The 26,005-nt window shown below is 71.7% G+C and carries 29 protein-coding genes and 1 riboswitch; of the genes, 26 read left to right on the top strand and 3 right to left on the bottom strand.

The window, feature by feature from the left end:
- The first annotated feature begins 109 nt into the window (after nt 1–109).
- From def to ABGB01_RS05965, 16 genes are all read left to right on the top strand, one after another.
- A complete protein-coding gene (gene def, locus ABGB01_RS06040) occupies nt 110–658 on the top strand; it encodes a peptide deformylase (protein WP_347771108.1) in 549 nt (182 codons plus the stop codon).
- Between the two features lie 4 nt (nt 659–662).
- Nucleotides 663–1,589, top strand: a complete 927-nt coding sequence (fmt, locus tag ABGB01_RS06035; protein WP_347771106.1) for a methionyl-tRNA formyltransferase — start codon at nt 663–665, stop codon at nt 1,587–1,589.
- A 36-nt stretch (nt 1,590–1,625) separates the two neighbouring features.
- A complete protein-coding gene (locus ABGB01_RS06030; protein WP_347771104.1) occupies nt 1,626–3,110 on the top strand; it encodes a transcription antitermination factor NusB in 1,485 nt (494 codons plus the stop codon).
- Between the two features lie 109 nt (nt 3,111–3,219).
- Nucleotides 3,220–4,197, top strand: coding sequence for a phosphatase PAP2 family protein (locus ABGB01_RS06025; protein WP_347771102.1), 978 nt, complete (start codon nt 3,220–3,222; stop codon nt 4,195–4,197).
- 11 nt (nt 4,198–4,208) lie between these two features.
- On the top strand, nt 4,209–4,871 hold the full coding sequence (gene rpe / locus ABGB01_RS06020) for a ribulose-phosphate 3-epimerase (protein WP_347771100.1): 663 nt from the start codon (nt 4,209–4,211) through the stop codon (nt 4,869–4,871).
- A gap of 35 nt (nt 4,872–4,906) precedes the next feature.
- On the top strand, nt 4,907–5,716 hold the full coding sequence (locus tag ABGB01_RS06015; protein WP_347621583.1) for an oxygenase MpaB family protein: 810 nt from the start codon (nt 4,907–4,909) through the stop codon (nt 5,714–5,716).
- Nucleotides 5,717–5,805: 89 nt separating this feature from the next.
- Nucleotides 5,806–5,936, top strand: a riboswitch (FMN riboswitch).
- 106 nt (nt 5,937–6,042) lie between these two features.
- Entirely contained in the window at nt 6,043–7,161 is a 1,119-nt protein-coding gene (gene ribD, locus ABGB01_RS06010) for a bifunctional diaminohydroxyphosphoribosylaminopyrimidine deaminase/5-amino-6-(5-phosphoribosylamino)uracil reductase RibD (RefSeq protein WP_347771098.1), read from the top strand.
- A complete protein-coding gene (locus tag ABGB01_RS06005; RefSeq protein WP_347771096.1) occupies nt 7,161–7,751 on the top strand; it encodes a riboflavin synthase in 591 nt (196 codons plus the stop codon). Before ribD ends, ABGB01_RS06005 begins: the two co-directional genes overlap by 1 nt.
- Nucleotides 7,748–8,407 carry a nicotinamide mononucleotide transporter family protein gene (locus ABGB01_RS06000; protein WP_347771094.1) on the top strand — a complete coding sequence of 220 codons (660 nt, stop codon included), beginning with the start codon at nt 7,748–7,750 and terminating at the stop codon, nt 8,405–8,407. Before ABGB01_RS06005 ends, ABGB01_RS06000 begins: the two co-directional genes overlap by 4 nt.
- Nucleotides 8,404–9,633 carry a bifunctional 3,4-dihydroxy-2-butanone-4-phosphate synthase/GTP cyclohydrolase II gene (locus ABGB01_RS05995; RefSeq protein WP_347771092.1) on the top strand — a complete coding sequence of 410 codons (1,230 nt, stop codon included), beginning with the start codon at nt 8,404–8,406 and terminating at the stop codon, nt 9,631–9,633. Before ABGB01_RS06000 ends, ABGB01_RS05995 begins: the two co-directional genes overlap by 4 nt.
- Nucleotides 9,630–10,097 carry a 6,7-dimethyl-8-ribityllumazine synthase gene (gene ribH, locus ABGB01_RS05990; RefSeq protein ID WP_347771090.1) on the top strand — a complete coding sequence of 156 codons (468 nt, stop codon included), beginning with the start codon at nt 9,630–9,632 and terminating at the stop codon, nt 10,095–10,097. The genes ABGB01_RS05995 and ribH overlap by 4 nt, the downstream gene beginning before the upstream one ends.
- Nucleotides 10,098–10,116: 19 nt before the next feature.
- Nucleotides 10,117–10,563: a PH domain-containing protein gene (locus ABGB01_RS05985; RefSeq protein WP_347771088.1), complete on the top strand. Its 447-nt coding sequence runs from the start codon at nt 10,117–10,119 to the stop codon at nt 10,561–10,563.
- Between the two features lie 67 nt (nt 10,564–10,630).
- A complete protein-coding gene (locus ABGB01_RS05980; RefSeq protein WP_347771086.1) occupies nt 10,631–11,497 on the top strand; it encodes a MoxR family ATPase in 867 nt (288 codons plus the stop codon).
- Nucleotides 11,490–12,569 carry a VWA domain-containing protein gene (locus tag ABGB01_RS05975; RefSeq protein WP_347771084.1) on the top strand — a complete coding sequence of 360 codons (1,080 nt, stop codon included), beginning with the start codon at nt 11,490–11,492 and terminating at the stop codon, nt 12,567–12,569. The genes ABGB01_RS05980 and ABGB01_RS05975 overlap by 8 nt, the downstream gene beginning before the upstream one ends.
- On the top strand, nt 12,562–13,665 hold the full coding sequence (locus ABGB01_RS05970) for an XdhC/CoxI family protein (RefSeq protein ID WP_347771082.1): 1,104 nt from the start codon (nt 12,562–12,564) through the stop codon (nt 13,663–13,665). Before ABGB01_RS05975 ends, ABGB01_RS05970 begins: the two co-directional genes overlap by 8 nt.
- On the top strand, nt 13,662–14,228 hold the full coding sequence (locus tag ABGB01_RS05965; RefSeq protein ID WP_347771080.1) for a nucleotidyltransferase family protein: 567 nt from the start codon (nt 13,662–13,664) through the stop codon (nt 14,226–14,228). The genes ABGB01_RS05970 and ABGB01_RS05965 overlap by 4 nt, the downstream gene beginning before the upstream one ends.
- On the opposite strand, the gene ABGB01_RS05960 is transcribed toward ABGB01_RS05965, so the two are convergent.
- Entirely contained in the window at nt 14,214–15,101 is an 888-nt protein-coding gene (locus tag ABGB01_RS05960) for an endonuclease/exonuclease/phosphatase family protein (RefSeq protein WP_347771078.1), read from the bottom strand. The genes ABGB01_RS05965 and ABGB01_RS05960 overlap by 15 nt on opposite strands.
- A gap of 92 nt (nt 15,102–15,193) precedes the next feature.
- On the opposite strand from ABGB01_RS05960, the gene ABGB01_RS05955 reads away from it, so the two are divergent.
- Nucleotides 15,194–16,234, top strand: a complete 1,041-nt coding sequence (locus ABGB01_RS05955) for an LLM class F420-dependent oxidoreductase (RefSeq protein WP_347771076.1) — start codon at nt 15,194–15,196, stop codon at nt 16,232–16,234.
- 211 nt (nt 16,235–16,445) lie between these two features.
- Nucleotides 16,446–17,735, top strand: a complete 1,290-nt coding sequence (locus ABGB01_RS05950) for a dicarboxylate/amino acid:cation symporter (protein WP_347771074.1) — start codon at nt 16,446–16,448, stop codon at nt 17,733–17,735.
- Between the two features lie 54 nt (nt 17,736–17,789).
- On the opposite strand, the gene ABGB01_RS05945 is transcribed toward ABGB01_RS05950, so the two are convergent.
- Both ABGB01_RS05945 and ABGB01_RS05940 read right to left on the bottom strand, forming a co-directional pair.
- Nucleotides 17,790–17,999: a helix-turn-helix transcriptional regulator gene (locus ABGB01_RS05945; protein WP_347771072.1), complete on the bottom strand. Its 210-nt coding sequence runs from the start codon at nt 17,997–17,999 to the stop codon at nt 17,790–17,792.
- A complete protein-coding gene (locus ABGB01_RS05940) occupies nt 17,999–18,598 on the bottom strand; it encodes a hypothetical protein (protein WP_347771070.1) in 600 nt (199 codons plus the stop codon). The genes ABGB01_RS05945 and ABGB01_RS05940 overlap by 1 nt, the downstream gene beginning before the upstream one ends.
- Before the next feature lie 136 nt (nt 18,599–18,734).
- Between ABGB01_RS05940 and ABGB01_RS05935 the strand changes: the two genes are divergently transcribed.
- The 8 genes from ABGB01_RS05935 to ABGB01_RS05900 all read left to right on the top strand — a co-directional run bounded on the left by ABGB01_RS05935 (nt 18,735) and on the right by ABGB01_RS05900 (nt 25,992).
- Entirely contained in the window at nt 18,735–20,420 is a 1,686-nt protein-coding gene (locus tag ABGB01_RS05935) for a serine/threonine-protein kinase (RefSeq protein WP_347771068.1), read from the top strand.
- A 57-nt stretch (nt 20,421–20,477) separates the two neighbouring features.
- On the top strand, nt 20,478–21,527 hold the full coding sequence (locus ABGB01_RS05930; protein ID WP_347771066.1) for an aminopeptidase P family protein: 1,050 nt from the start codon (nt 20,478–20,480) through the stop codon (nt 21,525–21,527).
- A 25-nt stretch (nt 21,528–21,552) separates the two neighbouring features.
- Complete coding sequence (gene efp / locus ABGB01_RS05925; RefSeq protein ID WP_347771064.1) at nt 21,553–22,113, top strand: elongation factor P; 561 nt, start codon at nt 21,553–21,555, stop codon at nt 22,111–22,113.
- A 1-nt stretch (nt 22,114) separates the two neighbouring features.
- Nucleotides 22,115–22,525: a transcription antitermination factor NusB gene (gene nusB / locus ABGB01_RS05920; protein WP_347621564.1), complete on the top strand. Its 411-nt coding sequence runs from the start codon at nt 22,115–22,117 to the stop codon at nt 22,523–22,525.
- Nucleotides 22,526–22,752: 227 nt separating this feature from the next.
- Entirely contained in the window at nt 22,753–23,097 is a 345-nt protein-coding gene (locus ABGB01_RS05915; RefSeq protein ID WP_347771062.1) for an MmcQ/YjbR family DNA-binding protein, read from the top strand.
- A gap of 165 nt (nt 23,098–23,262) precedes the next feature.
- Complete coding sequence (locus ABGB01_RS05910) at nt 23,263–23,982, top strand: methyltransferase domain-containing protein (protein WP_347771060.1); 720 nt, start codon at nt 23,263–23,265, stop codon at nt 23,980–23,982.
- 125 nt (nt 23,983–24,107) lie between these two features.
- Entirely contained in the window at nt 24,108–25,349 is a 1,242-nt protein-coding gene (gene dinB, locus ABGB01_RS05905) for a DNA polymerase IV (protein WP_347771058.1), read from the top strand.
- Nucleotides 25,350–25,578: 229 nt separating this feature from the next.
- On the top strand, nt 25,579–25,992 hold the full coding sequence (locus ABGB01_RS05900; protein ID WP_347771056.1) for a DUF3040 domain-containing protein: 414 nt from the start codon (nt 25,579–25,581) through the stop codon (nt 25,990–25,992).
- The last annotated feature ends 13 nt before the right edge of the window (nt 25,993–26,005 follow it).

Raw genomic sequence — 26,005 nt, 5'->3', positions numbered from 1 at the left:
GCGCGGGTGAGCGGCCCGCCGCCGGCCGCGGGCGGCGCGGGAGGCCTCTCGCAGGTGACATGCTCTACTAAACTGGGCTGATCCACGTTCGAGAAACGGAGTGACCCCCTTGGCGATCCAGTCGATCCGGCTGTTCGGAGATCCGGTGCTGCGCACCCCGGCGGCCCCGGTCGTCGACTTCGACAAGGAGCTCCGCAAGCTGGTCAAAGACCTCACCGACACGATGATGGACGCCCCGGGCGCGGGCCTGGCGGCGCCGCAGATCGGCGTCGGGCTGCGGGTGTTCACCTACTACGTCGACGATCAGCTCGGCCACCTGATCAATCCTGACCTCGACCTGTCCTCGGAGATCGACGAGGAGGGCGAGGAGGGCTGCCTGTCCTTCCCCGGCCTGTCGTTCCCGACGCCGCGCGCCGTCCGCGCCGTGGCCAAGGGCTTCACCATGCACGGCGAGCCCGTCGTCCTCGAGGGCACCGACCTGATGGCCCGGTGCTTCCAGCACGAGACCGACCACCTCGACGGCATCCTGTTCATCGACCGCATGGACCCCAAGCAGCGCAAGCTCGCCATGAAGGCCGTGCGCGAGGCCGAGTGGAGCGGGCTGTCCGCCCCGGTGATCAAGGCCTCGCCGCACCCCACCGGCGGAAAGGCGCTCTGAGAGCATGCGTCTGGTCTTCGCGGGCACCCCTGCGACGGCGCTGCCGTCGCTGCGCACCCTCATCGACTCGCCCCGGCACGACGTGGTGGCGGTCGTCACCCGTCCCGACGCCCAGTCCGGCCGGGGCCGCAAGGTCCACCCCTCTCCGGTGGCCGAGCTCGCCGAGGAGGCGGGCATCGAGGTGCTGCGCCCGCAGAAGGCCGGCGATCCCGCCTTCCTCGACCTGCTGCGCGCCCTCGAGCCCGACTGCTGCCCGGTGGTCGCCTATGGCGCGCTGCTTCCGCAATCAGCCCTCGACGTGCCCCGGCACGGCTGGATCAACCTGCACTTCTCGATCCTGCCCGCCTGGCGCGGGGCCGCCCCCGTCCAGCACGCCATCCTGCACGGCGACGAGATCACCGGCGCGAGCACGTTCCAGATCGTCAAGGAGCTCGACGCGGGGCCCGTCTACGGCGTGGTCACCGAGGAGATCCGGGCGTCCGACACGAGCGGCGCCCTGCTGGAACGCCTGTCGGTCTCGGGGGCGGGCCTGCTCGCCGCCACCCTCGACGGCGTCGAGGACGGCGCCCTGGAGGCCCGGCCGCAACCAGCCGACGGCGTGAGCGTCGCGCCCAAGATCTCCGTCGCCGACGCCCGGGTCGCCTGGGACAGACCGGCCCTGCACATCGACCGGCTGATCCGGGCCTGCACCCCGGGCCCCGGCGCGTGGAGCGAGTTCAGGGGGCAGCGGATGAAGCTCGGCCCGGTGCGGGTGCTCGCGGGCGAGCGGCTCGCGCCGGGCGAGATCGCCGCGTCGAAGTCGTCGGTGCTGGTGGGCACCGCGACCGACGCGGTGGAGCTCGGCGACGTGCAGCCGCAGGGCAAGCGGCTGATGGGGGCCGTCGAGTGGGCCCGAGGGGTCCGCCCGGAAGGCGAAGAGAGCTTCCAGTGACCCGGCACGGCGCGGCCGCGCGGAAAGTGTGAGGGCATGACGACCAGGGGGCACCAGGGCTCCGGCGGCAACCGTACGCGCGGGCCCCAGAAACCGGCCCAGAAACCGGCCCAGACCCAGAAATCGGCACAGAAATCGTCTCGGAAGCCGGCGCGCGATCAGGCTCGCAACGCGGCCTTCGACGTCGTGCGCGCCGTCGACGAGCGAGACGCGTACGCCAACCTGCTGCTGCCGCGCCTGCTGCGCGAGCGCGGGATCAGGGGGCGTGACGCGGCGCTGGCCACCGAGCTCGCCTACGGCACGCTGCGCGGCCTCGGCACGTACGACGCGATCATCGAGACGTGCAGTGACCGCACCCCCGACCCCGACGTGCTCGACGCCCTCAGGCTCGGCGCGCACCAGCTGCTGCGCATGCGCGTGCCGCCGCACGCGGCCGTCGGCACCACCGTCGACCTCGTACGCCTGCGCATCGGCGCGGGCGCGGCCAAGTTCGTCAACGCGGTGCTCCGCAAGATCGGCTCCAGGACGATCGAGGAGTGGCTGCCCATCGTCGCGCCCGATCCGGCCGACGACCCGGTCGGCCACCTCGCCGTCGCCTACGGACATCCCCGGTGGATCGTCTCCGCGTTCCGCGACGCGCTGGGCGGCCCTGACGAGCTGACCGCGCTGCTCGAGGCCGACAACGCCCGCCCGCTGGTGACGCTGGTCGCCCGGCCGGGGCGCAGCTCGGTGGCGGAGCTGGAGAAGGCGGGCGCCGCGCCGGGCCGCTACTCTCCCTACGCGGCCTACCTGCCTGAGGGCGATCCCGGCCAGATCGCGGCGGTCGGCGAGACGCGCGCCGCCGTGCAGGACGAAGCCAGCCAGCTGGTGGCGCTCGCCCTGACCCGGGTGCCGGTCGAGGGCGCCGGCGAGGAGCGCTGGCTCGACCTGTGCGCGGGCCCCGGTGGCAAGGCCGGGCTGCTGGACGCCATCGCCGTCCACGGAGACCTGGCGGGGCTCGACGCCGGAGCCCCGGGCGCCTTCCCTGGAGGGGCCCGGCTGCTGGCCGCCGACCTGCAGCACCACCGGGCGCGGCTGGTCTGGCAGACCACCAGGGACGCCGGCGTGGTCACCGCCGACGGCACGGAGCCGGCCTGGCGGCAGGGGGTGTTCGACCGGGTCATGCTCGACGCGCCCTGCACCGGGCTCGGCGCGTTGCGGCGGCGTCCTGAGGCGCGCTGGCGGCGCGATCCGGCCGGCATCGGCGACCTGGGCAAGCTGCAGCGGCGGCTGCTCGGCACGGCGCTCGACGCCGTGCGTCCCGGGGGCGTCGTGGCGTACGTGACCTGCTCTCCCCACCTGGCCGAGACCAGGGTCGTGGTCGGTGACGTCGCGGCCCGCAGGAAGGACGTCGAGCAGCTCGACGCGCGAGCCTACCTGCCGGGCGTCGAAGCCCTGGGGGAGGGGCCGCACGTCCAGTTCTGGCCGCACCGGCACGGCACCGACGCCATGTTCCTGGCCCTGCTGCGCAAGCGTCACTGATCGTTACGCGCGCCGTCCGCCCAGCTCACCGGGCCGGCCCGGCGCGAATCATGCCGCCGGGATCGGCGCGCGGGGCATGAGGGCGCGCGGATGGGACACGATGGGCAGGGTGGATCTCCTGGACGAGTTGCACCTGGCGGAGCTCGGGCCGATCGTCGGGCTCCAGCAGTGGCCCGAGTGGGTCCTGCCGGTGATGGAGCTGGTGTCGGCCCTCGGCACCGACACCTTCTACCTGCTGTGCCTGCCCGTGCTCTACTGGTGCGTCAATCCCGCACTCGCCCTGCGCCTCGGGCTCACGGTGATGGTGGCGGGCGCCACGAACGCGCTCGCCAAGCTCGCCTGGCACCAGCCGAGGCCGTACTGGATCGACGCCCGCGTCCGCCCGCTGTCGCTGGAGGGCGCGTTCGGGCTGCCGTCGGGGCACGCCCAGAGCGGCACGGCCGGCCTGGGCCGGCTCGCCTCGCTGTCGGGCGGTCCGTGGGCGTGGTGGGCGGCGGGCGGGCTCGTCGGGCTGGTATGCGTGAGCCGGGTCTATCTCGGCGTGCACTTCATCTCCGATGTCGTGGCCGGGGTGGTGCTCGGGCTGGTCGTGCTGGTGCTCGTCATCACGCTGGAACGCCCCGTGACGGAGTGGTGGCGGCGGCAGGCGCTGTGGGCGCAGCTGGCCGCCTCCGCGGCGCTGTCGTTCGGGCTGGTCGGCGCGGCGGCGCTCATCGACACCTCCTACGCCGGCTGGTCGCCGCCCGCGGCGTGGAGCCCGGCCGGCGCCATCGACCCCGAGAACCTCGACCGGGTCGTCATCCTCGCCGGGCTGCTGGCCGGCACGCTGGCGGGCACCTCGATCATGCACCGGATCGGCTGGTTCGAGGCGGGCGGGCCGCCCGGCACGCGCGTCGCCCGCTGGCTGCTCGGCACGCTCGTCGCCGCGGCCGTCTTCTACGTCATGCGAGAGCAGCTGCCGCAGACCGGCGCCGTCCTGTATGCCGGATACGCGCTGCTGGCGCTCTGGGTGCAGTTGGGAGCGCCGGTGTTGTTCATCAGGCTCGGGCTGATGGCCCCGGCGAGACGGGTGCAGGCCGTTCAATAGACTGGCGCATCATGGCCGTACAGATCTCGCCCAGCATCCTCGCCGCCGACTTCGCCAGGCTCGCCGACGAGGCCGCCGCCGTGCCCAACGCCGACTGGCTGCACGTCGATGTGATGGACTACCACTTCGTGCCCAACCTCACCCTGGGCCTGCCGGTGGTCGAGTCGCTGCGCAAGGCGACCGACAAGCCGCTCGACTGCCACCTCATGATCGCCGAGCCCGACCGCTGGGCGCCTCAGTACGCCGAGGCGGGCGCCGGCAGCGTCACCATCCACGCGGAGGCGGCACGGGCTCCCGTCCGCACGCTGCGCGAGATCCGCGCGCTCGGGGCCAGGGCGGGCCTCGCACTCAACCCGGCCACGGCGGTCGAGCCGTTCGAAGACCTGCTGGGCGAGGTCGACATGCTGCTGCTGATGACCGTCGAGCCGGGGTTCGGCGGGCAGAAGTTCCTCGACGTGGTGCTGCCGAAGGTGCGGCGGGCGCGCGAGCTCGTCGACAGGCACGGCGGGCGCGTGTGGCTGCAGGTGGACGGCGGGGTGACCGGCGAGACCATCGAGCGCTGCGCCGAGGCGGGCGCCGACGTGTTCGTGGCGGGCAGCGCCGTCTTCGGCGCGTCCGACCCCATGGCGGCCGTCGACACGCTCAGGGCCGCCGCAGAGCGCGCCGGCTCGTGACATGAAATGCCGGTTGTCGGGGTAAGCATCCACTTATGGGCGACCATGGCATCTTCGGGCCCCGCTCGGTGACGTGGCGGGTGATGGGCGAGCCGATTCTGCTGGTGGGCGGCATTCGCGCCCTGCTGATGCAGGGGCTGCATCCGAGGGCGATGCGCGGGGTGCTGCAGAACTCCGCGCTCATGGATCCGAACGAAGCCTGGTCGCGGTTCGTCCGCACGACCGAGTTCGTCCGCGTGCGCACGTACGGCACCCGCGCGGAGGTCGAGCGGGCCGGCCGCCGCGTACGCAAGATCCATGCCAAGCTGACCGCCCACGACCCCGACACCGGCACCACGTTCCGCCTCGACGAGCCCGACGCGCTGCGCTGGGTGCACGTCGGCGAGGTCGACTCCTACCTGTCGGTCGCCCGCCGGGCGGGGGTGCGGCTGACGGACGACGAGGCCGACACGTTCGTCGCGGAGTGGCGGCGGGCCGCCGAGGTCGTGGGGTTGCGGGGGGAGGAGGTGCCCGGCTCGGTGGCGGAGCTGCGCGCCTACATCGACGCCGAGCGGCCGGGGCTGCGCTTCGTCCCCGAGGCGTCCCACCCGCTGCGCCTGTCGCTCAACGCGCCGCTCCCGGTCCTGCTCACGCCGCTCAAGCCGGCGATGCCGGCGTTGACGCTGCTCGCGTTCGCCACGCTGCCGCGCTGGGCGAGACGGCTGTACGGGCTGCCCGCCACTCCGGTCGGCGACCTGTGGGCGACCGCCACGCTCCGGACCCTGCACACCGGGATCGGGCTGGTCCCCGGGCATGTGCTCCACAGCCCGGCGGCCCGGCGCGCGCACCGCATCATGGCAGCCTGAGGGCGTTGACCAAGCGGTCGGTTGGTCATTGTGCCCGGGGTGGTCGCGCGCCCGGATCGAGGCATGGCAAACTGGTAGGCGAGAAGAGCTAGCGTGCTCCGGGGTCGGTGAAATTCCGAACCGGCGGTGACAGTCCGCGACCCGGCCGATGCCATCGGCCGGTTGACCCGGTGAAATTCCGGGACCGACGGTTAAAGTCCGGATGGGAGGAAGCGCGCGAGGTGTCCGGTGTCCCAACCGGGCGCCTGCTGTGGTGCACGGGTGCACCATCGCACGTCCCCCGGGGCCCGCCGTGGCGAAGAGCTACTGGCGAGTAGGAGACCCGGGTGGAGACTCCCGAGCAGGACGCCGCGCACATGGCGCGCGCCATCGAACTGGCCGGGCACGGGCGCGGCACCACCAGCCCCAACCCCGTCGTGGGCTGCGTCGTGCTCGACGCGGCCGGCCAGGTGGCGGGCGAGGGGTTCCACGCGTACGCCGGCGGGCCGCACGCCGAGGTCGTCGCGCTGGCGCAGGCCGGAGAGCGGGCCCGCGGCGGCACCGCCTACGTGACCCTCGAGCCCTGCGACCACACCGGCAGGACGGGCCCGTGCAGCCGGGCGCTGCTCGACGCGGGCATCGCGCGGGTGGTGATCGCGGTGACCGACCCCAACCCGAAGGCGGCGGGCGGGGCCGCGCGGCTGCGGGCGCACGGCGTGCCCGTGACGACCGGGGTGCTCGCCGGCGCGGCCGAGCGGGGCAACGAGGAGTGGCTCACGTACGCGCGGCTCGGGCGTTCCCACGTGACCTGGAAGTTCGCCGCGACGCTCGACGGCAGGTCGGCCGCCGAAGACGGCACCAGCCAGTGGATCACCTCTCCCGAGGCGCGGGCCGACGTGCACCGGATGCGCGCCGCCGCCGACGCGATCGTGGCCGGCATCGGCACCGTCCTGGCCGACGATCCCAGCCTCACCGCCCGCCCGCCCGGACACGATGGGGACGACGGCCCCGCCCGGGGTGTCCGTGCGCCGTTGCGAGTCGTGATCGACACCGAGGGCCGCACCCCTCAGCACGCCAGGGTGCTCGACGACCGGGCGCCCACGCTCGTCGCGGTGGCCGACGACACCCGCACCGGCCTCAAAGCCGACCTGCTGCGCCTGCCCCGCCACGAGGGCGGCCTCGACCTGTGCGCCCTCCTGCGGGAGCTGGCCGCGCGCGAGGTGGTCGGCGTGTTCGTGGAGGGCGGGCCCACGCTGGCCGGCTCGTTCGTCAGGCAGGGTCTGGCCGACCGGGTGCTGGCCTACGTGGCGCCCGCGCTGCTCGGCTCGGGGAGCGCCGCGCTCGGCGCGGCGGGGGTGGGCACGATCGGCGAGATCCACCGCCTGACCTTTGATGACTTTTCCCTCATTGGGCCGGATCTTCGGTTGATCGCCCGGCCCGCCCACCCACTAGGCAGGGAGCAGTGATGTTCACCGGAATCATCGAGGAAAAAGGCGAGGTCGTGGCCATCGAACGGTCGGGAGGCGGAGCCCTGCTGGCGGTGCGCGGGCCGCTCGTCACCTCCGACGCCCGGCATGGCGACTCCATCGCGGTCAACGGAGTGTGCCTCACGGTCGTGACGGTCGAGGACGACGTGTTCACCGTCGACGTGATCAGGGAATCGCTCGACCGCAGCTCCCTGGGCGCGCTGATCGAGGGCTCCGCCGTCAACCTGGAGCGCTCCGTACGCGCCGACCAGCGCCTGGGCGGCCACATCGTGCAGGGCCACGTCGACGGCACCGCCACGCTGCTGTCCAGGGAGCCCGGTGAGAGCTGGGACGACGTGCGGTTCTCGCTGCCGGAGCCGCTCGCCCGCTACGTCGCGGAGAAGGGCTCGATCGCCATCGACGGAATCAGCCTGACGGTCACGACGGTTGACGACGAAAGCTTCGGCGTGAGCCTCATCCCGACCACGCTCAAGCTCACCACCCTGGGCGACCGCCAGGTGGGCGACATGGTGAACATCGAGGTCGACGTGATCGCTAAATATGTGGAGAGGCTGGTGGCCACGAAGTGAACTGGGCCGACGCCGGATTTGAGATATTCGGCACGCATGTGTTGTGGACCGACCTGGTGGGCAACATCGCCGCCCTGTCGACGGTCCTGCTCGCCATCCGCAAGTCGATGTGGACGTGGCCGGTCCAGTTCACCGGCTCGGTGTTGCTGTTCATCGCCTCCATCAACGCGCACATCACCGGTAACGCGCTCAAGCAGGCGATGTTCGCCGGCCTGGCGATCTACGGGTGGTGGGCCTGGCGGCGCGGCACCGAGAACGGCAGGCAGCTGGCCATCCGCCCGGCGCGGTGGTGGGAACGGCTCGTCCTGATCGGTTTCATGGTGCTGGGCACCGCCGCGGTCGGCCTGCTCTTCTATGTCACGGGCCTGTCGTGGGGCGCCACGGTGCCGCTGCCCGAGGGCGCCTTCCTGGTGGCGGCCGACGCCTACATCTTCGTCGGCAGCGCGTTGGCCACCTGGGCCCAGGGCAGGGCGCTGGTGGACTTCTGGATCGTGTGGGTGGCCGTCGACCTGGTGGGGGTGCCGGTGGCGTTCTACTCGGGGCTCGTGGTCTCCGGCTACGTGTACGCAGTGTTCTTCGTGCTGGTCATCGTCGGGTTCGTGAAGTGGCTGCGCGAATCCCGTACGGCCCGGCTTCAGGTGGCGGTGGCGCAGTGAACACCATCAGGCTCGACCCCATCGAACGCGCCATCGAGGACATCCGCGCCGGCAAACCCGTCGTGGTCGTCGACGACGAGAGCAGGGAGAACGAAGGCGACCTCATCTTCGCCGCCGCCAAGGCCACGCCCGACCTGTGCACGTTCACGATCCGGCATACCAGCGGCATGATCTGCGTGGCCATGGAGGGCAAGGAGCTCGACCGGCTCGGCCTGCCCCTCATGGTCTTCCACAACACCGAACGCATGCGCACGGCGTACACGATCACCGTGGACGCGCGCGACGGCGTCACCACGGGCATCTCCGCCGCCGACCGGGCCCAGACCATCCGCACGCTCGCCGACTCCGCCACCGAGCCCGACGAGCTCGTACGCCCGGGCCACATCTTCCCGCTGCGCTACCGCGAAGGCGGCGTGCTGGCCAGGCGCGGCCACACCGAGGCGGCCGTCGACCTGGCCAGGGCGGCGGGGCTGTCGGCGGCGGGCGCGCTGGCGGAGGTCGTCAACGACGACGGCACCATGGCCAGGCTGCCCGAGCTGCGCCGCTTCGCCGACGAGCACGATCTGGCCCTGGTCTCGATCGAGCAGCTCGCCGACCACCGCCGCCGCGCCGAGAGCATGGTCACCAGGGTCGCCGAGACGCGGCTGCCCAACGCGCACGGCATGTGGCGGGCGTACGGCTACGCCAGCGCGCTCGACGGCGGCGAGCACGTGGCCCTCGTCTACGGCGACCTGTCCGGCGGCGAGAACGTCCTGGTCAGGGCCCACTCCGAATGCCTGACCGGCGACGTGTTCGGCTCGCTGCGCTGCGACTGCGGGGTGCAGCTCGACCATGCCATGGCGGCCATCGCGGAGGAGGGCCGCGGCGTGGTCGTCTACCTGCGCGGCCACGAGGGCAGGGGCATCGGCCTGCTGGCCAAGCTCAGGGCGTACAGCCTGCAGGACAACGGCAGCGACACCGTCGACGCCAACGTGGAGCTGGGGTTGCCGGTGGACGCGCGCGAGTTCTCCAACGCGGCGCAGATCCTCGCCGACCTCGGGGTGAAGTCGGTGCGGCTGCTCACCAACAACCCGGCCAAGCTCAAGGGCATGGACGGCTACGGCATCAAGGTGCTCGGCCGCGAACCCATGCCGGTGGCCATCAACCGCCACAACGAGCGTTATCTCCTGGCCAAGCGCGACCGGCTCGGCCACGACATCGCCACGACATCGGGGGAGGCGTCATGAGCGGTGAGGGGCGGCCCGGGGCGGTGGCGCCGGACGCGTCCGGGCTGACGGTGGGGGTGGTGGCGGCGAGCTGGCACGCCACGATCACCGACCAGCTGGTGGCGCGGGCCGTGCAGGCGTGCGACGACAGCGGCGCCGTGGCGACGGTGGTGCGGGTGCCGGGCTCGCTGGAGATCCCGGTGGTGGCCCAGGCGCTGGCCCGCCGCTGCGACGCCGTCGTGGCACTGGGCGCGGTCATCAAGGGAGAGACCGCCCATTTCGACTACGTCTGCGACTCGGTGACCTCGGGGCTGACCCGGATCTCACTGGACGAGCGCACACCGGTCGGCAACGGCGTGCTCACGTGCGAGACGCTCGACCAGGCTCTCGACAGGTCCGGCCTGCCGGGCAGCAAGGAGGACAAGGGATACGAGTCGGCCGTCGCCGCGCTCGAGACCGCCCTCCTCCTCAGGGACCTCCATTAGCGTGCGGTAGGTTTCCTTCGTGTCACAGCCCGCACCGCCCCTGCCCGTCACCTGGCGTCCACGCCGGGCGAGGATCGTCGCCTACGGTTTCGCCGTGCTGATCGTGCTGGGGGCGGTGGTCATGGCGGTCCTCATCGCCGCGCCGTTCAAGCTGCCCGACCGGGTGGCGATCGTGGCGTTCGGCTGCGCGGTGGCCTACGTGCTGCACCTGCTGGGGCGGGTGCGGGTGGAGGCCGACGAGGAGGGCATCACGATCGTCAACGCCGTCCGCACCCACCGCTACAGCTGGCCGGAGATCCTCGACGTCACGCTCCTCGTGGGCGACCCGTGGCCGCGGATCGACTTCTCCGACGGGCGCACGATCGGCGCCATGGGCATCCAGGGCTCGGAGAAGGCCCGCGCCCGCCGGGCCACGGCCGAGCTGGAGGCCCTGATCCGCGAGCGCGGCGAGGCGCGCGAGGAATAGCCGCTCCTCCCGTTCCAGCCCGGCGGCGGCGTAGCCTGAAAGCGTGCTACGGCGGACAATCAAGGCAATGGACATCGAGTCGCCGGACAAGTTGATCGAGCTCCTCGACCGGCACGCCTACCTGGCCGACGAAGGGCTGGCCACGGCGGCCTTCCTCGCGCTGCGGATGGGGCGGCCGCTGTTCCTCGAAGGAGAGGCGGGCGTCGGGAAGACCGAGCTGGCCAAGACCCTCGCGGCGCTGCTTGAAGCACCGCTCATCAGGCTCCAGTGTTATGAGGGGCTCGACGCGGCGCAGGCCCTGTACGACTGGGACTTCGCCCGCCAGCTCCTCCACCTCAAGGCCGCGGAGGCCGCCGGGATCACCGACGTGAGCCGGCTCGAAGGCGAGATCTACGACCGGCGGTTCCTGATCGCCAGGCCGCTGCTGAAGGCCGTGGAGACGCAGCCGAGCGTGCTGCTCGTGGACGAGATCGACCGTGCCGACGACGAGTTCGAGGCGTTCCTGCTCGAAGTGCTCTCCGACTTCACCATCTCCATCCCCGAGCTGGGCACCGTCAGGGCCGCGACGCCGCCGGTGGTCGTGGTGACCTCCAACAGGACGCGCGAGGTGCACGACGCGCTCAAGCGGCGCTGCCTCTACCACTGGCTGGAGCATCCGAGCTTCGACCGCGAGGTCGCGATCCTGCTGCGCCGCCTGCCCGGCTGCACCGAGACGCTGGCCGTGCAGGTGGCGCGGGCGGCCGGGCGGCTGCGCCAGGCCGACCTGGTCAAACCGCCGGGCGTGGCCGAGACCCTCGACTGGACCGAGGCGCTGCTGACGCTCGGCGCCAAGGAACTCGATCCGGGCAAGGCCGCGGCCACGCTGGGCGCGGCGCTGAAATACCGCGAGGACGTCGCCACCGTGCTCGGGAACGGGCTGCTCGCCCATGGATGAGCTGGCCGCCACCATGACGGGGTTCGCCAGGACGCTGCGCGCGGCCGGCGTCGCGGCCGACCACGAACGCACCCAGAACCTGCTCAGGGCGCTCGGCCACCTCGACGTGACCGACCCGGGCGAGGTCTACTGGGCCGGACGGCTCACCCTGTGCGCCACGCCCGACGACCTGCCGCGATACGACCGGTGCTTCGCCGCCTACTTCGGCGGGGCGCGGGCGGGCGTCGCCCGTACGAGCACGTCCAGCGTGACCCGGCACCTCGCCGCGCAGGCCGAGAGCGGCGGCGAGGACGGCGCCGACGACGGGACGGCGGCGCCGGCCACCGCGAGCCGCGCGGAGGTGCTGCGGCACCGCGACGTGGCCCGGCTGACGGAGGCGGAACGGGCCGAGGTGCACCGGATGCTCTCCCTGCTGCGCGGCGGGCGGGCGCGGCGGCGTTCGCGCCGGTTCGAGAGCGCCCACCGGGGCGTGCTCGACCAGCGGCGCACCATCCGTGACGCGCTCAGGAAGGGCGACGTGGCGCGGCTCAGGCACCGCAGGCACACCACCAGGCCGCGTACGGTGGTGCTCTTCGTCGACGTCAGCGGCTCCATGGCCCCGTACGCCGAGACCCTGCTCCGCTTCGCCCACGCGCTGGTCAGGAGCGAGCCCCGGGCCACCAGGGTCTATTCCGTCGGCACCCGGCTGACCTCGATCACCGCCGAGTTGCGCCACCGCGACCCGGGGACGGCGCTGAACGAGGTCTCCAAGACCATTCCCGACTGGAGCGGGGGGACCCGCCTGGGGGAGGAACTCCGCGAGTACCTGGCTCGTTACAGCGCCAGAGGGACGATCGCGGTGATCGCCTCCGACGGCTGGGAGCGCGGCGACCCCGCCCTGCTCGGTGCCCAGATGGCCAGGCTGGCCCGGCAGGCGCACCGCGTGGTCTGGGTCAACCCGCACAAGGGATACGCGGACTACCAGCCGCTCACCGGCGGCATGCGGGCCGCTCTGCCGCATCTCGACGACCTGGTGGCCGGGCACAGCCTGGCCGCCTACGAGCAACTCAGCGAAAGGCTCGCCCATGCGTGACGTGCTGCCGGAGATCGTGGAGTGGTGGAGGTCCGGGCACCGGTTCGGGCTGGCGACCGTGGTCGGCACGTTCAGCAGCGCCCCCCGGCCCCCCGGCGCGGCCATGGCGGTGCGCGGCGAGGAGGTGGCCGGCAGCGTGTCCGGCGGCTGTGTCGAGGGCGCGGTGTTCGAGCTGGCCACGGAGCTGGTCACGGAGACCGGCCGGCCGGTCCTGCAGCGGTACGGCGTCAGCGACGACGACGCGTTCGCCGTCGGGCTCACGTGCGGCGGCATCATCGACGTCTTCGTCGAGCCCGTCTCGCGGGAGACGTTCCCCGAGCTGGAGGAGATCTCCGCGGCCGTGCAGGAGCGCCGGCCGGTTGCCGTGGCCACCATCGTCTCCGGCCCCGGCCAGGTCGGCGCCCGCCGGATCATCTGGCCTGACCGCTCGTCGGGCAGCCTCGGCCTGGAGCGTCTCGACGAGGCCGTGGACGACGACGCCCGCGGCATGCTCGCCCAGGGCCTGACCGGCATCAGGCACTACGGCGGCCAGGGGGAGCGCCGGCTGGACGACCTGGCGGTGTTCGTCCAGTCGTTCGCGCCGCCGCCGCGGATGCTGGTGTTCGGGGCCATCGACTTCGCCGCGGCCGTGGCCAGGGTGGGCAAGTTCCTCGGCTACCACGTCACGGTCTGCGACGCCCGGCCGATCTTCGCCACCGCCAAGCGGTTCCCCGACGCCGACGAGGTGGTGGTCAAATGGCCGCACGACTACCTGGCCTCCGTGGAGGTGGACGAGCGCACGGTGATCTGCGTGCTCACCCACGACCCCAAGTTCGACGTGCCGCTGCTGGAGGTGGCGTTGCGCACCCGCGCCGGCTACGTGGGCGCCATGGGCTCGCGCCGCACCCACGACGACCGGCTCGTGCGCCTGCGCGAGTCCGGACTCACCGAGGACGAGCTGGCCCGGCTGCGCTCGCCCATCGGTCTCGACCTCGGCGCGCGCACCCCCGAGGAGACGGCCGTGGCCATCGCCGCCGAGCTGATCCAGCTGCGCTGGGGCGGCTCGGGCGCCCCGCTGTCCACCACGCGGGGCCGCATCCACCACGAGGGCCCATGAAATCCGGCGGGGTGGCGGGGCTGCTGCTGGCCGCCGGGCGGGGCTCCCGGCTGGGCACGCCGAAGGCACTGGTGGAATATGCCGGCGAGCGGCTGGTCGACCGGGGTGTGCGGCTGCTGGAGGAGGGCGGCTGCCATCCCGTCGTGGTGGTGCTCGGCGCGGCCACCGTGCAGGTGCGGGGCGCGGTGACCGTGCGCAACCCCGGCTGGGCGTCCGGCATGGGCTCGTCCCTGCGGGTGGGGCTGGCCGCGCTGCCCGAGGAGGCGGAGTCCGTGGTGGTCGCGCTGGTCGACCAGCCGCTGATCCGCCCGGGCGCGGTGCGCGCGCTGGTCGCGTCCGGCGCGGGGCTGGCGGTGGCGACCTATGGTGGCCGGCGCAGGAACCCCGTGCTGATCGGCCACGAGCACTTCGCCGGGGTGGCGGAGCTGGCCGAGGGCGACGTCGGCGCGCGGGCGTACATCAAGGCCCATCCCGAGCTGGTCACCGAGGTGCCGTGCGACGGCCACGGCGACCCCGCCGACATCGACACGCCGCAGGACCTGCACCTGCTAGAGGCGGAGTGAGGCCACGGCCGCGCGGTGGTCGCTGCCGGTCGCGGGGGCCACGCCCGCCCTGGTGGCCGTCATGCCTTTGTAGAGGATGTGGTCGGGCCTGGTGACGGGGAACTCCGACGGCCAGGTGAAGCCGAACCCGTCGCCGGCCGCGGTCTGGGCGTCGGTCAGCGGCGGAGTGAGCCCGCGCATGCCCCGGTCGGTGGTGGCGGTGTTGAGGTCGCCGAGCAGCAGGATGCGCTTGCTGGAGTCGGCGTCGATGAGCCTGCGCGCCTGCGCGAGCGAGGCGTCGCGCGAGGTGGTGTGCCCGGGCCGGGCGGAGGCCAGGTGCATGACGTAGACGGTCACCTTGCCCTTGGGGGTGGAGATCACGGCGCGCAGCGCCCGCGGCCAGCCCATGCCGACGTCGAGCGGCCTGCTCTTGGTGATCGGGTAGCGGCTCCACAGGCCGACCGTGCTGACCGGATAGCGGTAGCGGAACATCTTGTTGAGCTGCTTGGCCGCGGGCCCGCCGCGGGTCAGCTCCTGGGCGGCGAGCAGGTCGAGATCCTTGGCGACCTGCCGCACGGCCTCGCCCGAGGCGTTGTTGGTGACGCCGACGTTGACCGTGCCGACGGTCAGGTCGCTGGGGCCGCCCGGCGGCGTGCGCAGCAGCGTGGACCCGAACATCACCGCCCACACGATCCCGGGCACCAGCGCCGCGGCGGCGGCAGCCCTGGAACGTGCCATCGTGGCGGCCGCGAGCAACACGGGAACGGACCAGCCCATCCAGGGCAGCAGGCTCTCCAGAACGGGCGTGAACCCGCCCAGGGCCGGGATCAGCCCATGCCCCGCCAGAGTCATGGCCACCGCGGCCGAGACGATGACGACGATCCGGCTCAGCATCTGATCCAGATTAGCGGCTCCCGCTCCGAACAGCCGACACGATAGCCTGTTCCCACTCGAACGGAACAACATTCGGTCAGTGGGAGCCCGGCATGCGCATCGGTATGGCACTCAACTACTCGGGCGGCTTCAAGGAGTCGGTGGAAGAATTGTCCGACTACGAGAAGGCGGGCCTGGACATCGTGTTCGTGGCCGAGGCCTACTCGTTCGACGCGGTCAGCCAGATGGGCTACATCGCGGCCAGGACCGAGCGGCTGGAGATCGCCTCCGGCATCCTGCCGATCTACTCCCGCACGCCGGCGCTGCTGGCCATGACGGCCGCGGGCCTCGACTACGTCTCCGACGGGCGCTTCACGCTCGGCCTGGGGGCTTCGGGGCCGCAGGTGATCGAGGGCTTCCACGGGGTGCCGTACACCGCGCCGCTGGGGCGTACGCGGGAGGTCATCGAGATCTGCCGCAAGGTGTGGCGGCGCGAGCGCCTGGAGCACGACGGCAGGCACTACACGCTGCCCCTGCCGCTCGGCCAGGGCACGGGCCTGGGCAAGCCGCTGAAGCTGATCAACCATCCGGTACGCTCCCGCATCCCGATCGTGGTCGCCGCCATCGGCCCCAAGAACGTCGAGCTGGCCGCCGAGCTGGCCGAGGGCTGGGAGCCGATCTTCTACTACCCCGAGAAGGCCGCGGACGTGTGGGGTCCCTCGCTGGCCGCGGGCAAGGCCGGGCGCGACCCGGAGCTGGGCGAGTTGGACGTGATCGCGCAGGCGTCGCTGGCGATCGGCGACGACGTGGCGGGGCTGCTGGAGTTCGGCCGCCCGATGGCGGCGCTCTACATCGGCGGCATGGGCGCCAAGGGGAAGAACTTCTACAACGACCTGGCCAGGCGCTACGGCTACGAGAAGGAGGCCGAGCAGATCCAGGACCTCTACCTGGAGGGCCAGAAGGACGCCGCCGCCGCGCTGGTGCCCACCGAGCTGCTGGAGAACATGTCGCTGATCGGCAGCGAGGGGTTCGTGCGCGACCGCGTGCGGGCGCTGAAGGACTCGGGCGTGACCACGCTCAACGTGACGCCGCTCGGCAGGACGCACGAGGAGCGCGTGCGCCTCATCGAAACGATCAAGGAGATCGCCGAATAGTGGGCTAAAACACACTCACTGGGGAATATCCGTAACTACAGAGTAGTTAACCGGCTTCGTGAGGTTCTCTGTCGTGCTCGTGCGCCTGGTTGGCCGGCTGCACATCGACCTGTGCCGGACGCGCGGCTCTCTCTGTCTCTGATCGCTCCGCCTACGACCCTCCACCCATGGGCGTGCCCTTCGGCATGCCGCGAAACCTCGGAGCTCCCCCGTGAAGAGATTGTCCTTCTCCCTGCAGTTGCTGCTCGGCCTCGTGGCCGGCGTCGCGCTCGGGTTCGTCGCCAGGATCTGGGACGTGACCTGGCTCGCCGAGACGCTGACCCAGGTCGGCGCGATCTTCGTCCAGCTGCTCAAGCTCGCCGTCCCGCCCCTGGTCTTCACCGCCGTGCTGGTCAGCGTGGCCAACCTGCGCAACGTCAGCGGCGCGGCCAGGCTCGCGTCCAAGACGCTGCTCTGGTTCCTTCTCACCGCGCTCGTGTCGGTGGCGTTCGCGATCGGGCTCGGCCTGATCATCAACCCCGGCCAGGGCGTCACCCTCGACACCGGAACGGCCAAGGCGCCGGAGAGCTCCGGCAGCTGGATCGACTTCGTCACCGGCGTCGTGCCGACGAACGTCGTGACCGCCTTCACCGAGGTGAACGTCCTCCAGATCGTCTTCCTGGGGGTCGTGCTCGGCGCGGCGGCCCTGGCCGTCGGAGAGAAGGCCGAGCCGTTCCTGAACCTCGGCCGGTCCGTGCTGGAGCTGGTGCAGAAGGCACTGTGGTGGGTCATCCGGCTGGCCCCTCTCGGCACGGCGGGCTTGATCGGCAAGGCCGTCTCCACGTACGGCTGGGACCTGCTCGCGCCGCTCGCCAAGTTCAGCGTCGGTGTCTACGTCGGCTGCTTCATCGTCCTGCTGGCCGTCTATCCGACGCTGCTGGCGGTGTGGGGCAAGGTCAACCCGATCCAGTTCTTCCGCAACGCCTGGCCCGCGATCGAGCTGGCCTTCGTCTCGCGTTCCTCCGTCGGCACGCTGCCCCTGACCCAGAAGGTCACCATCGAGCGCAACGGCGTGGACGGCGCCTACGCCTCCTTCGCCGTGCCGTTCGGCGCCACCACCAAGATGGACGGCTGCGCCTCGGTCTATCCGGCCCTGGCGGCGATCTTCGTGGCCCAGGTGTTCGGCGTGCCGCTCGGGGTGGGCGACTACCTGCTGATCGCGTTCGTCTCGGTGGTCGGATCCGCCGCGACGGCCGGACTGACCGGCGCGATCGTCATGCTGACGCTCACGCTCAGCACGCTGGGCCTGCCCCTCGAGGGCGTCGGCCTGCTGCTGGCGATCGACCCGATCCTCGACATGATCCGCACCGCGACCAACGTCACCGGCCAGATGGTGGTGCCAGTCCTGGTGGCGCGCTCGGAAGGCCGCCTCGACGAGGCCGTCTTCAACGCGCCGCCGCAGCCGCTCGACACCGCCGCCGCGGGCCCCGCGCCCCGCGCACCGGAACCGGCCACGGCCTGAGACCCGCGCGGGTGACGAGCCGGCCGAGGGAGGACGCGTCCTCCCTCGGCCGGCTCATTCGTACGTCAGCAGATCGCCCGGCTGGCACCCGAGCGCCTGGCACAGCCGCGCCAGCGTGGAGAAGCGGATCGCCTTGGCGTGACCGTTCTTCAAGATGGACAGGTTGACCACGGTGATCTCCACGCGGTGCGACAGCTCGGTGAGTGTCATGCCGCGTTCCTTGAGCAGTTCGTCGAGCCGCACCCTGATGACCGGTTCGCTCATCAGACCGTGGCCTCGACCTCTTCTAGCAGCGCCAGCCCTCGCCGTACGATCTCCGACACGCCGAGCGCGGCGAAACCGGCGACGACGGCCCAGAGCAACGTGCTCGACGGCGGGTAGAACGCATGGCTCTCGGTCAGCAGCATGGCGGCGAGGGTGGCCTCCGCCACCATCCCGAGCGCGGCCGACGCGAGCGAACCCGCGATCAGGATCCAGCCGATCCTGCGCAGGAGACCGGCCGTCGTGGTGGAGAACAGCGCCCTGTCTCCCGCCCTCGCCCTGCGCAGCGCCCGCGTGAACAGCGCGAACAGGCCCGTGGCCGCTCCTGGCGCCCATATCAGCAGGTAGAGCAGGCCCGCGACCGGCGAGGCGTCCTGCGGGCGGATCATCGCCTCGGCGGTCATGTCGTCGACGGCGACCCCGGTCATGGCCATGCCCGAGGTGGGCACGTCGAAGACGCGGAGGGGGATCGAGATTCCCTTGGGCGCGCCGATGAAGGCGATCGCCACGTTGGCGGCGAGCGCGACCAGGGCGGCCAGACAGCCGATGACGAGGGCGTAGGTCAGCAAGGTCTCGAGCCGGGTGATCCATCGGGTGTGCATAACGATAAACGTAAATAACGATATTCGTTACGTCAAGGCGGTGGGAAGCCCGCCGTCCGGGGTGATGCCGGGGCGGCGGGGGCCGTGTGGCTCTATGGTTGGTCGAAATACTGATGTTCAAGTTATTGGCGGGGATATGTCCGACGCGACGGAGCGCGCGCCGTCCTTGGTCGCTGACCGGTACCGGCTCGACGAGCGCATCGGCAGCGGGCCGATGGGTGAGGTGTGGCGGGGGTACGACACGCGGGCCGACTGGGTCGTGGCCGTCAAGGTCCTCGGCGCCAAGGCGGTGGGGTCCGCCACGAGAGAGGTGCTCAAGCAGCACGCGCAGGCCGCGGCGCGGGTCATCCATCCGAACGTGGCCATGGTGCTCGACGTCGGTGACGAGGACGGCGCTCCGTTCCTGGTGATGGAGTTCCTCACCGGGCTCAGCCTGGGCGAGGAGCTGGCCGCGCGGGGCCCGCTGCCGATCGTGGAGGTCTGCGACCTGATCGGGCAGGCCGCGGCCGGGCTCGACGCCGCGCACCGGGCCGGCGTCGTGCACGGCCAGGTGGACCCGGACAGCTTCCGCCGGGCCGGGAGCGGGGTGCTCAAGGCCGTCGGGTTCGGGATGCACGACAAGGAGCCGCCCGTCCGCGACCAGCGGTACGTGGCACCCGAGCGGGTCGCCGGCCAGGCGGCGCAGGCTCCCGGTGACCTGTACGCGCTCGGTGCGGTCTGCTACGAGCTGCTCTGCGGCCACCCGCCCGCCGCCTCCGGCTCGTCCGGCTCCGCTGTCCCCGGCCCGTCCGCCTCTGCCGCCTCCGGCTCGGTCGCCTCTGCCGCCACCGGCCCGTCCGTCTCTGCCGCCACTGGCTCGTTCTCGTCCGCTGAGGCCCATTCGTCCGGGTCTGCCGGCGCCTCGGACGGAGATGGCGGGCCCGCGTCCGGCGACCCGGCCGCCACCGGCACGCCCGGTGGCGTCGGCGCTTCCGGCGGTGCGGGAGCGCGCGGGGGCGGGCTCGTGCCGCCCAGCGCGCACCGGCCGGAAGTGCCCGCCGAGCTGGACCGGCTGGTGCTGGCCATGCTCGCCGAGGACCCGGCCAAGCGGCCCGCCGGCGGCGAGTCGATCCGGCGGGCGCTGGCGGCCATCGCCAGGCCGCGCGCCAACCCGGCCGCCCCGCCCAGGACCGGCGCCGCCGGCGGGGCTCCTGGCGGTGGGGCGACCGAGGTCTACCAGTTCGCCACCCCGAGAGCCGGTGACACCGCGATCTACCAGGCGGGCGATCTGGGGCCGGAGCCCGGCGCCGCCAACCGCAGGCTGTTCATCCAGCTCGGCGCGGCCGTGGCGATCATCGCGGTCGTGACCGTCGTCATGGTGGTGTGGGCGGTGTCGGGGGAGCGGCAGGCCGCCGTGTCCACGCCTTCCCCTTCGCCCAGCACGTCGATCGAGACGCCGTTCGACACCCCCTCCAGCAACCCGACCCCCGGCATCGTGACCACGCTCGACACCGGACCGACCACCCTGCTCGGGACGGTGCCGCCCAAGGCCACCCTGGGGGAGGCCATCCCTCCGGGCGGGTGGGGCAGGTGGCTGCAGGCGTTCGACGAGGCGCTGAACGCCCAGCAGGCCATGGGCGGGATCGATCCCGCCGTCGCGGCGAAGGCCCGCGAGAAGATCAGGAAGGCGGGCAGGAAGTTCGACGAGGGCCACATGGGTCCGGCACTCAACCACGTGGGCGGGGTCTACCGCGACCTGGTGCGCGCGCAGGAGAAGGGCGACATGGTGCCGGGAGGGCCACTGGCCGAGTTCATGGGGGAGTGGCGCCTGCCGGGCCGCTGACCGCCGCGCCAGGGCGGGCAATCGTGATAAGAGGGACATAGCGCGTACATTGGCGAAATGACCTTCGACTACGCGGCTCGCCGGGAGCGGCTCGCCGGGCTGCTGCCCGCCCACGAGGTCCAGGCCCTGCTGGTCACCTCGCCGGAGAACGTCCGCTACCTGACCGGGCTGGCCAGCTCCAACGCGGCCGTGCTGGTCAGGGCCGACGGCTCGGGGCTGCTGGCCACCGACAACCGCTACATCGACGTGGCACGCGCCCTCGACCTTCCGGCGGTCGAGGCGGCCGACGTGGCGGGCGCCCTGGCGGGCGTCCTGGAAGGGCCCGGGACCGGCATCGAGGCGGCGAGCATGAGCGTGGCCACCTACCACCGGCTGGGCGAAGGGCTGGTCCCGCTGGGGCCGGTGGTGGAGGTGCTGCGGGCGGTCAAGGACGACGCCGAACTGGCGCTTTTGCGCACCGCCTGCGAGCTCACCGACCAGGCGTTCGAGGACGTCCGGCAGCGCATCGCCCCCGGCATGACCGAGCGTGACGTGGCCCGCCTGCTCGACAACCGCATGACCGAGCTGGGCGCCGACAAGCCCGCGTTCGACACGATCGTGGCGGCCGGCGAGAACGGCGCGATCCCCCACCACGCCCCCACCGGCAGGGAGCTGCGCGCCGGCGACCTGGTCACCATGGACTTCGGCGCCCGATACCGCGGTTACCACGCCGACATGACGAGAACGGTCTGCCTCGGCCCGCCCGCCGCCTGGCAGCGCGAGCTGTACGACCTGGTCGTCGCGGCGCAGCGGGCGGGAAGGCACGCCCTCGCACCCGGAGCGCCGGTCGGCGACGTGGACGCCGCCGCCCGCTCCGTGATCGCCGACGCCGGTCACGGCGAACATTTCCGGCACGGTCTCGGCCACGGAGTCGGCCTGCAGATCCATGAGGAGCCGTTCCTGGGTCCCTCTCGGACCGGTAGACTAGAGGATCGAGTTCCGATCACCGTCGAGCCCGGGGTCTACCTCCCGGGCCGGGGCGGCGTTCGCATTGAGGACACGCTTGTGACACGCGAGGGCGGGCCGGAGCTTTTCACCAAGACGACCAAGGAGCTGCTCGTCCTTTAGAGCGGCCGCACGCGGGAGAGAACGAGTGGCGACGACCAACGACCTGAAGAACGGCATGGTGCTGAAGCTCGACGGCGGGGAGCTCTGGGCCGTTGTGGAATTCCAGCACGTCAAGCCGGGCAAGGGCGGCGCGTTCGTGCGCACCAAACTCAAGAACGTCCTCTCAGGAAAGGTCGTCGACAAGACCTTCAACGCCGGCGTCAAGGTCGAGGTGGCCAACGTCGACAAGCGCGAGATGCAATATTCGTACAAGGACGGCGACGAGTTCGTGTTCATGGACACCGAGACCTACGACATGGTCAACGTGCCCAGCGCGACGGTCGGCGCCGCGGCCAGCTACATGCTGGAGAACACCCTGGCCACGGTGGCCTTCAACGAGGGTTCCGCGCTCTATGTGGATCTGCCCGCGGCCGTCGAGCTGACCGTCTCGGAGACCGAGCCGGGCCTGCAGGGCGACCGCTCCACCGGCGGCACCAAGCCCGCCACCCTGGAGACCGGCGCCGAGATCAAGGTCCCGCTGTTCATCACCACCGGGGAGAAGGTCAAGGTCGACACCCGCAGCGGCGAATACCTCGGCCGGGCCTGAGGTGTCGGCACGCGGCAAAGCACGCAGGCGGGCACTCGACATCCTCTTCGAAGCCGAGCTGCGCGGCGAGGATGCGCTGAAGATCCTCGCCGAGCGGGTGGAGCGGCAGGAGCCTCCGGTCAACGAATACACCTCCGCCCTCGTCGAGGGCGTCGCCCGGCACAACGAGCGCATCGACGAGCTGATCACCACCTACGCCGAGGGATGGACCCTCGACCGCATGCCGGCGGTCGACCGCAACCTGCTGCGCGGCGGCACGTACGAACTGCTGTGGATGCCCGACGTGCCCGAGGGCGTGGTCATCAGCGAGTGGGTGCACCTGGCGGGGGAGCTCTCGACCGACGAGTCGCCTCAGTTCGTCAACGGGCTGCTGGCCCGCTTCAAGCAACTCAAGCCAAGCCTCACCCTTTAGACACCCTGTTGCCCGCCGTCATGGCCGCAAGTTCGGGGTACGTTCCAACCACGGCGATCCCGCGTGGCGCGTGCGGGTCCGTCCGGCAGCCGGAGTAAGGGCGCGTCACCAGCCGCGACGCGCCCTTTTCCCTGCCGCTCAGCCACTGCACGCACGGGCTCCCTCGACGGTACTCCCGCTCCCGATTCCCCATCGCCTGAAGGCGACGGTCCCCTCAGGAGGCTCTGATGGTGACGGAGGATGACGTGCGCAGGCTGGCGCTGGCGCTGCCCGAGACGACCGAGAAGAGCATGTACGGCACCCCCGCCTTCTACGTGCGCGGCAAGTGGTTCGCCCGGATCAGGGAAGAGGGCGACGTGCTCGTCCTCCCGGTGCCGGCCGAGGAGGAGAAGGCCGGGCTGATCGCGGCCGAGCCCGCCAAGTTCTTCACCACGCCGCATTACGAGGGGCACGCGATCGTGCTCGCGCGGTTCGGGGCGGTGGACGCCGAGGAGATGGGCGAGCTGCTGAGCGAGGCCTGGCGGCTGCGGGCGCCGAAACGACTGGCCGCCGAGTTCGACGCCCGAGCCTGACCGCCAGGGCCGCCCGGCGGGGAGCGGGCGATCGCGCGCACGGCGTAGGCTGGGCCCATCCGCGAAGAAGCCGTTCGCGAAGTGCGCGTTCGCGAGGGCGCCGGTCGCGAGGGAAAGGGAGGCGAGCCGACGTTGCGTGCTGAAGGCGTCACGAGGACCCCGGCGGTGCGGACCGCCGTCGTCTGGGACGCGTTGCGTTCCGTGCTGGCGGAGCGGGCCGCGTCCACCGGGCGCGAGCGGCTCGACATCGTCGACGCGGGCGGCGGGACCGGCGGGTTCGCCGTGCCCCTGGCGGCGCTCGGCCACGGCGTCACCGTCGTCGACCCGAGCCCCGACTCCCTGGCCGCGCTCGAACGCCGGGCCAAGGAGCAGGGCGTGGGCGTGCGCGCGCTGCAGGGTGACGTCGCCGACCTGGGCGAGCTGCTCAGCCGCGACAGCGCCGACCTGGTGCTCTGCCACAGTGTCCTGGAATACGTCGAAGACCCGATCAGCGCGCTGACCGCCGTCGCCGGAGTGTTGCGCAGGGGCGGGGCCGTGAGCGTGCTGGCCGCCAACCCGGTCGCCAGCGCCATCCACCGGGCGCTCGCCGGCCAGTTCGACGAGGCCAGGTCCGTGCTCGACGACCCGGAGGGAAGCTGGGGCGAGCGCGATCCCACGCCCCGGCGTTTCGCCGCCGCCACGCTCGTCGAGTTGCTGGGCGCCACCGGCTTCTCCATCGGGGCCGTCCATGGCGTGCGCGTCTTCGCCGATCTGGTGCCGAGCAGGCTCGTCGACGGTGAGCCCGGTGCCGCGGACGCGCTCGTGGCGCTCGAGCAGGCGGCGTCGACCCACCCGGTGCTGAGAGACATCGCCACCCAGTCGCACGCGCTCGGTCACAGGACCTGAGCCCGATGACCGGCACGAGCGCGGCCGAGATCGCGCCTCACCCCCCGGCGCCTCAGTGTCAGGAAGGAAAAGATCGATGGCGGCTCCCCTCGGTATAGAACTCCTGTTCGGATAGAATCGGCGGCGTGTCTCGCAAGCAGATCACCGGCATCGGCCCCGCTCCGCGGACCGGGGTCGATGACAGCGGCTGCCCGATCCTCCATGTCGACATGGACGCCTTCTACGCCAGCGTCGAGCTGCTCGACCGTCCCGAGCTGGTGGGCCGGCCCGTGATCGTGGGCTCGCCCGCCGGGCGCGGCGTCGTGCTCAGCGCCACCTACGAGGCCAGGGCGTACGGCGTGCACTCGGCGATGCCGATGAGCAGAGCGCGCCGGCTCTGCCCGCAGGCCACGGTCATCCCGCCCAGCCACGGCAAATACTCCGAGGTCTCCAAGGGTGTCATGGAGATCTTCCGCGCGATCTCCCCGCAGGTCGAGCCGATCGCCTCCGACGAGGCGTTCCTCGACGTCGGGGGAGCCAGGCTCAGGCTCGGCCCGCCCGCGGCCATCGCCGCCATGATCAGGGAGCAGGTCCTCGACCGCTACGGCATCACCTGCTCCGTCGGCGTCGCCTCGAGTAAATTTGTGGCAAAACTCGCCTCCAAGCAGTGCAAGCCCGACGGGCTGCTGGTGGTGCCCGCCGGCGAGGTGGTCGATTTCCTGCATCCGCTGCCGGTGTCGGCCTTGTGGGGGGTGGGGGAGCGCACCGAGCAGGCGCTGGTGCGGCTCGGCATCCGCACGGTCGGAGACCTCGCCAGGGTGCCGCCCGGCACCCTGCAGCGGGAGCTGGGGCAGGCCGCGGGCGGCCATCTCGCGGCGCTTGCCTGGGGGCGTGACGAGCGGCCGGTGACCGCCCACGTGCCCGACAAGAGCATCGGCAACGAGGAGACGTTCGCGGCCGACGTGGACGATCCCGAGGTGATCAAGCGTGAGTTGCTGCGCCTGTCGGAGCGGGTGGCCGCCCGGATGCGTAAGGGCGGCCACGTGGGAAGAACGGTAAGTGTGAAGCTCCGCCGCGCCGATTTCACGACGATCAGCCGCTCGCGGACGCTTCGCGAGCCCACTGATGTGGCGCAGGTCATCTATGCCACCGCGTGCGAGCTGTTCGCCGCCGCCGGCCTCGAACGTGTGAGGTTGCGCCTGGTGGGAGTGCGGATGGAAAGTTTGCGACCGGCCGGCGAAGCCGTGCGCCAGCTCAGCCTGGGCGAGCGGGAGACCGGCTGGCGCGAGGCCGAACAGGCCATGGACAAGGCGATCCGGAGATTCGGTCCCGACGCGGTGCTCCCAGCATCGCTAGTACGTGGCAAGCTTGATGAAATAGAGACATGACGTTCGATGTCCAGATTTAGGGGGACATCAGTGCCCCAGTTTTGGGGGAAGGGGGACGAGATGGGTCACAATGGAGCCATGACGTCACCTCCGGTTTGGTCTGCGTTGGACGTTTGCTTTCGCCTGCGTCTACAGCCTCGTATCCTGGGGATGACCGACCGCGAGGTTCGGACACCCCGTGTCGTCCGTTGCCGTCTTCCCCGTCCTGGGGCCGTCCTTGGGAGGCGCCGTGCCGCTCTCTGAGCACGAGCAGCGCTTGCTCGACCAGATCGAGCAGGCCCTCTACGCCGAGGACCCGAAGTGGGCCAACACCGTAAGGATCAGTGACCCGCGCAGCCATTACAAGCGTCGCCTGATCAAAGCCTCCATCGGCTTTGCCCTCGGCGTCGTCATCATGATGGTCGGCGTGGTCGTCAGTGGCAGTGCCCTGATCCCGCTCGGCGTCGGCGGTTTCGTGGTCATGCTCGCCGCGTGTTTGTGGGGCTTGTCCAGTTGGAAACGTATGAATGGGTTCGGTGACTCGCCCCCGGCCGCCCCCGGCGGCACGGCCGCTCCTCGGGGCAAGCAGGCCCGCAGAGGCAACCGTGGCACCTTCATGGAGCGTATGGAAGAGCGCTGGCGCCGTCGCCACGACGAGCGCTGACCCACCCAAGCGT

It is taken from the genome of Nonomuraea sp. B5E05, from assembly GCF_039880665.1.
Lineage (GTDB): Bacteria > Actinomycetota > Actinomycetes > Streptosporangiales > Streptosporangiaceae > Nonomuraea.
Note: the sequence above shows the minus strand (reverse complement) of the source record. Positions and strands in the feature narration are given on the sequence as shown.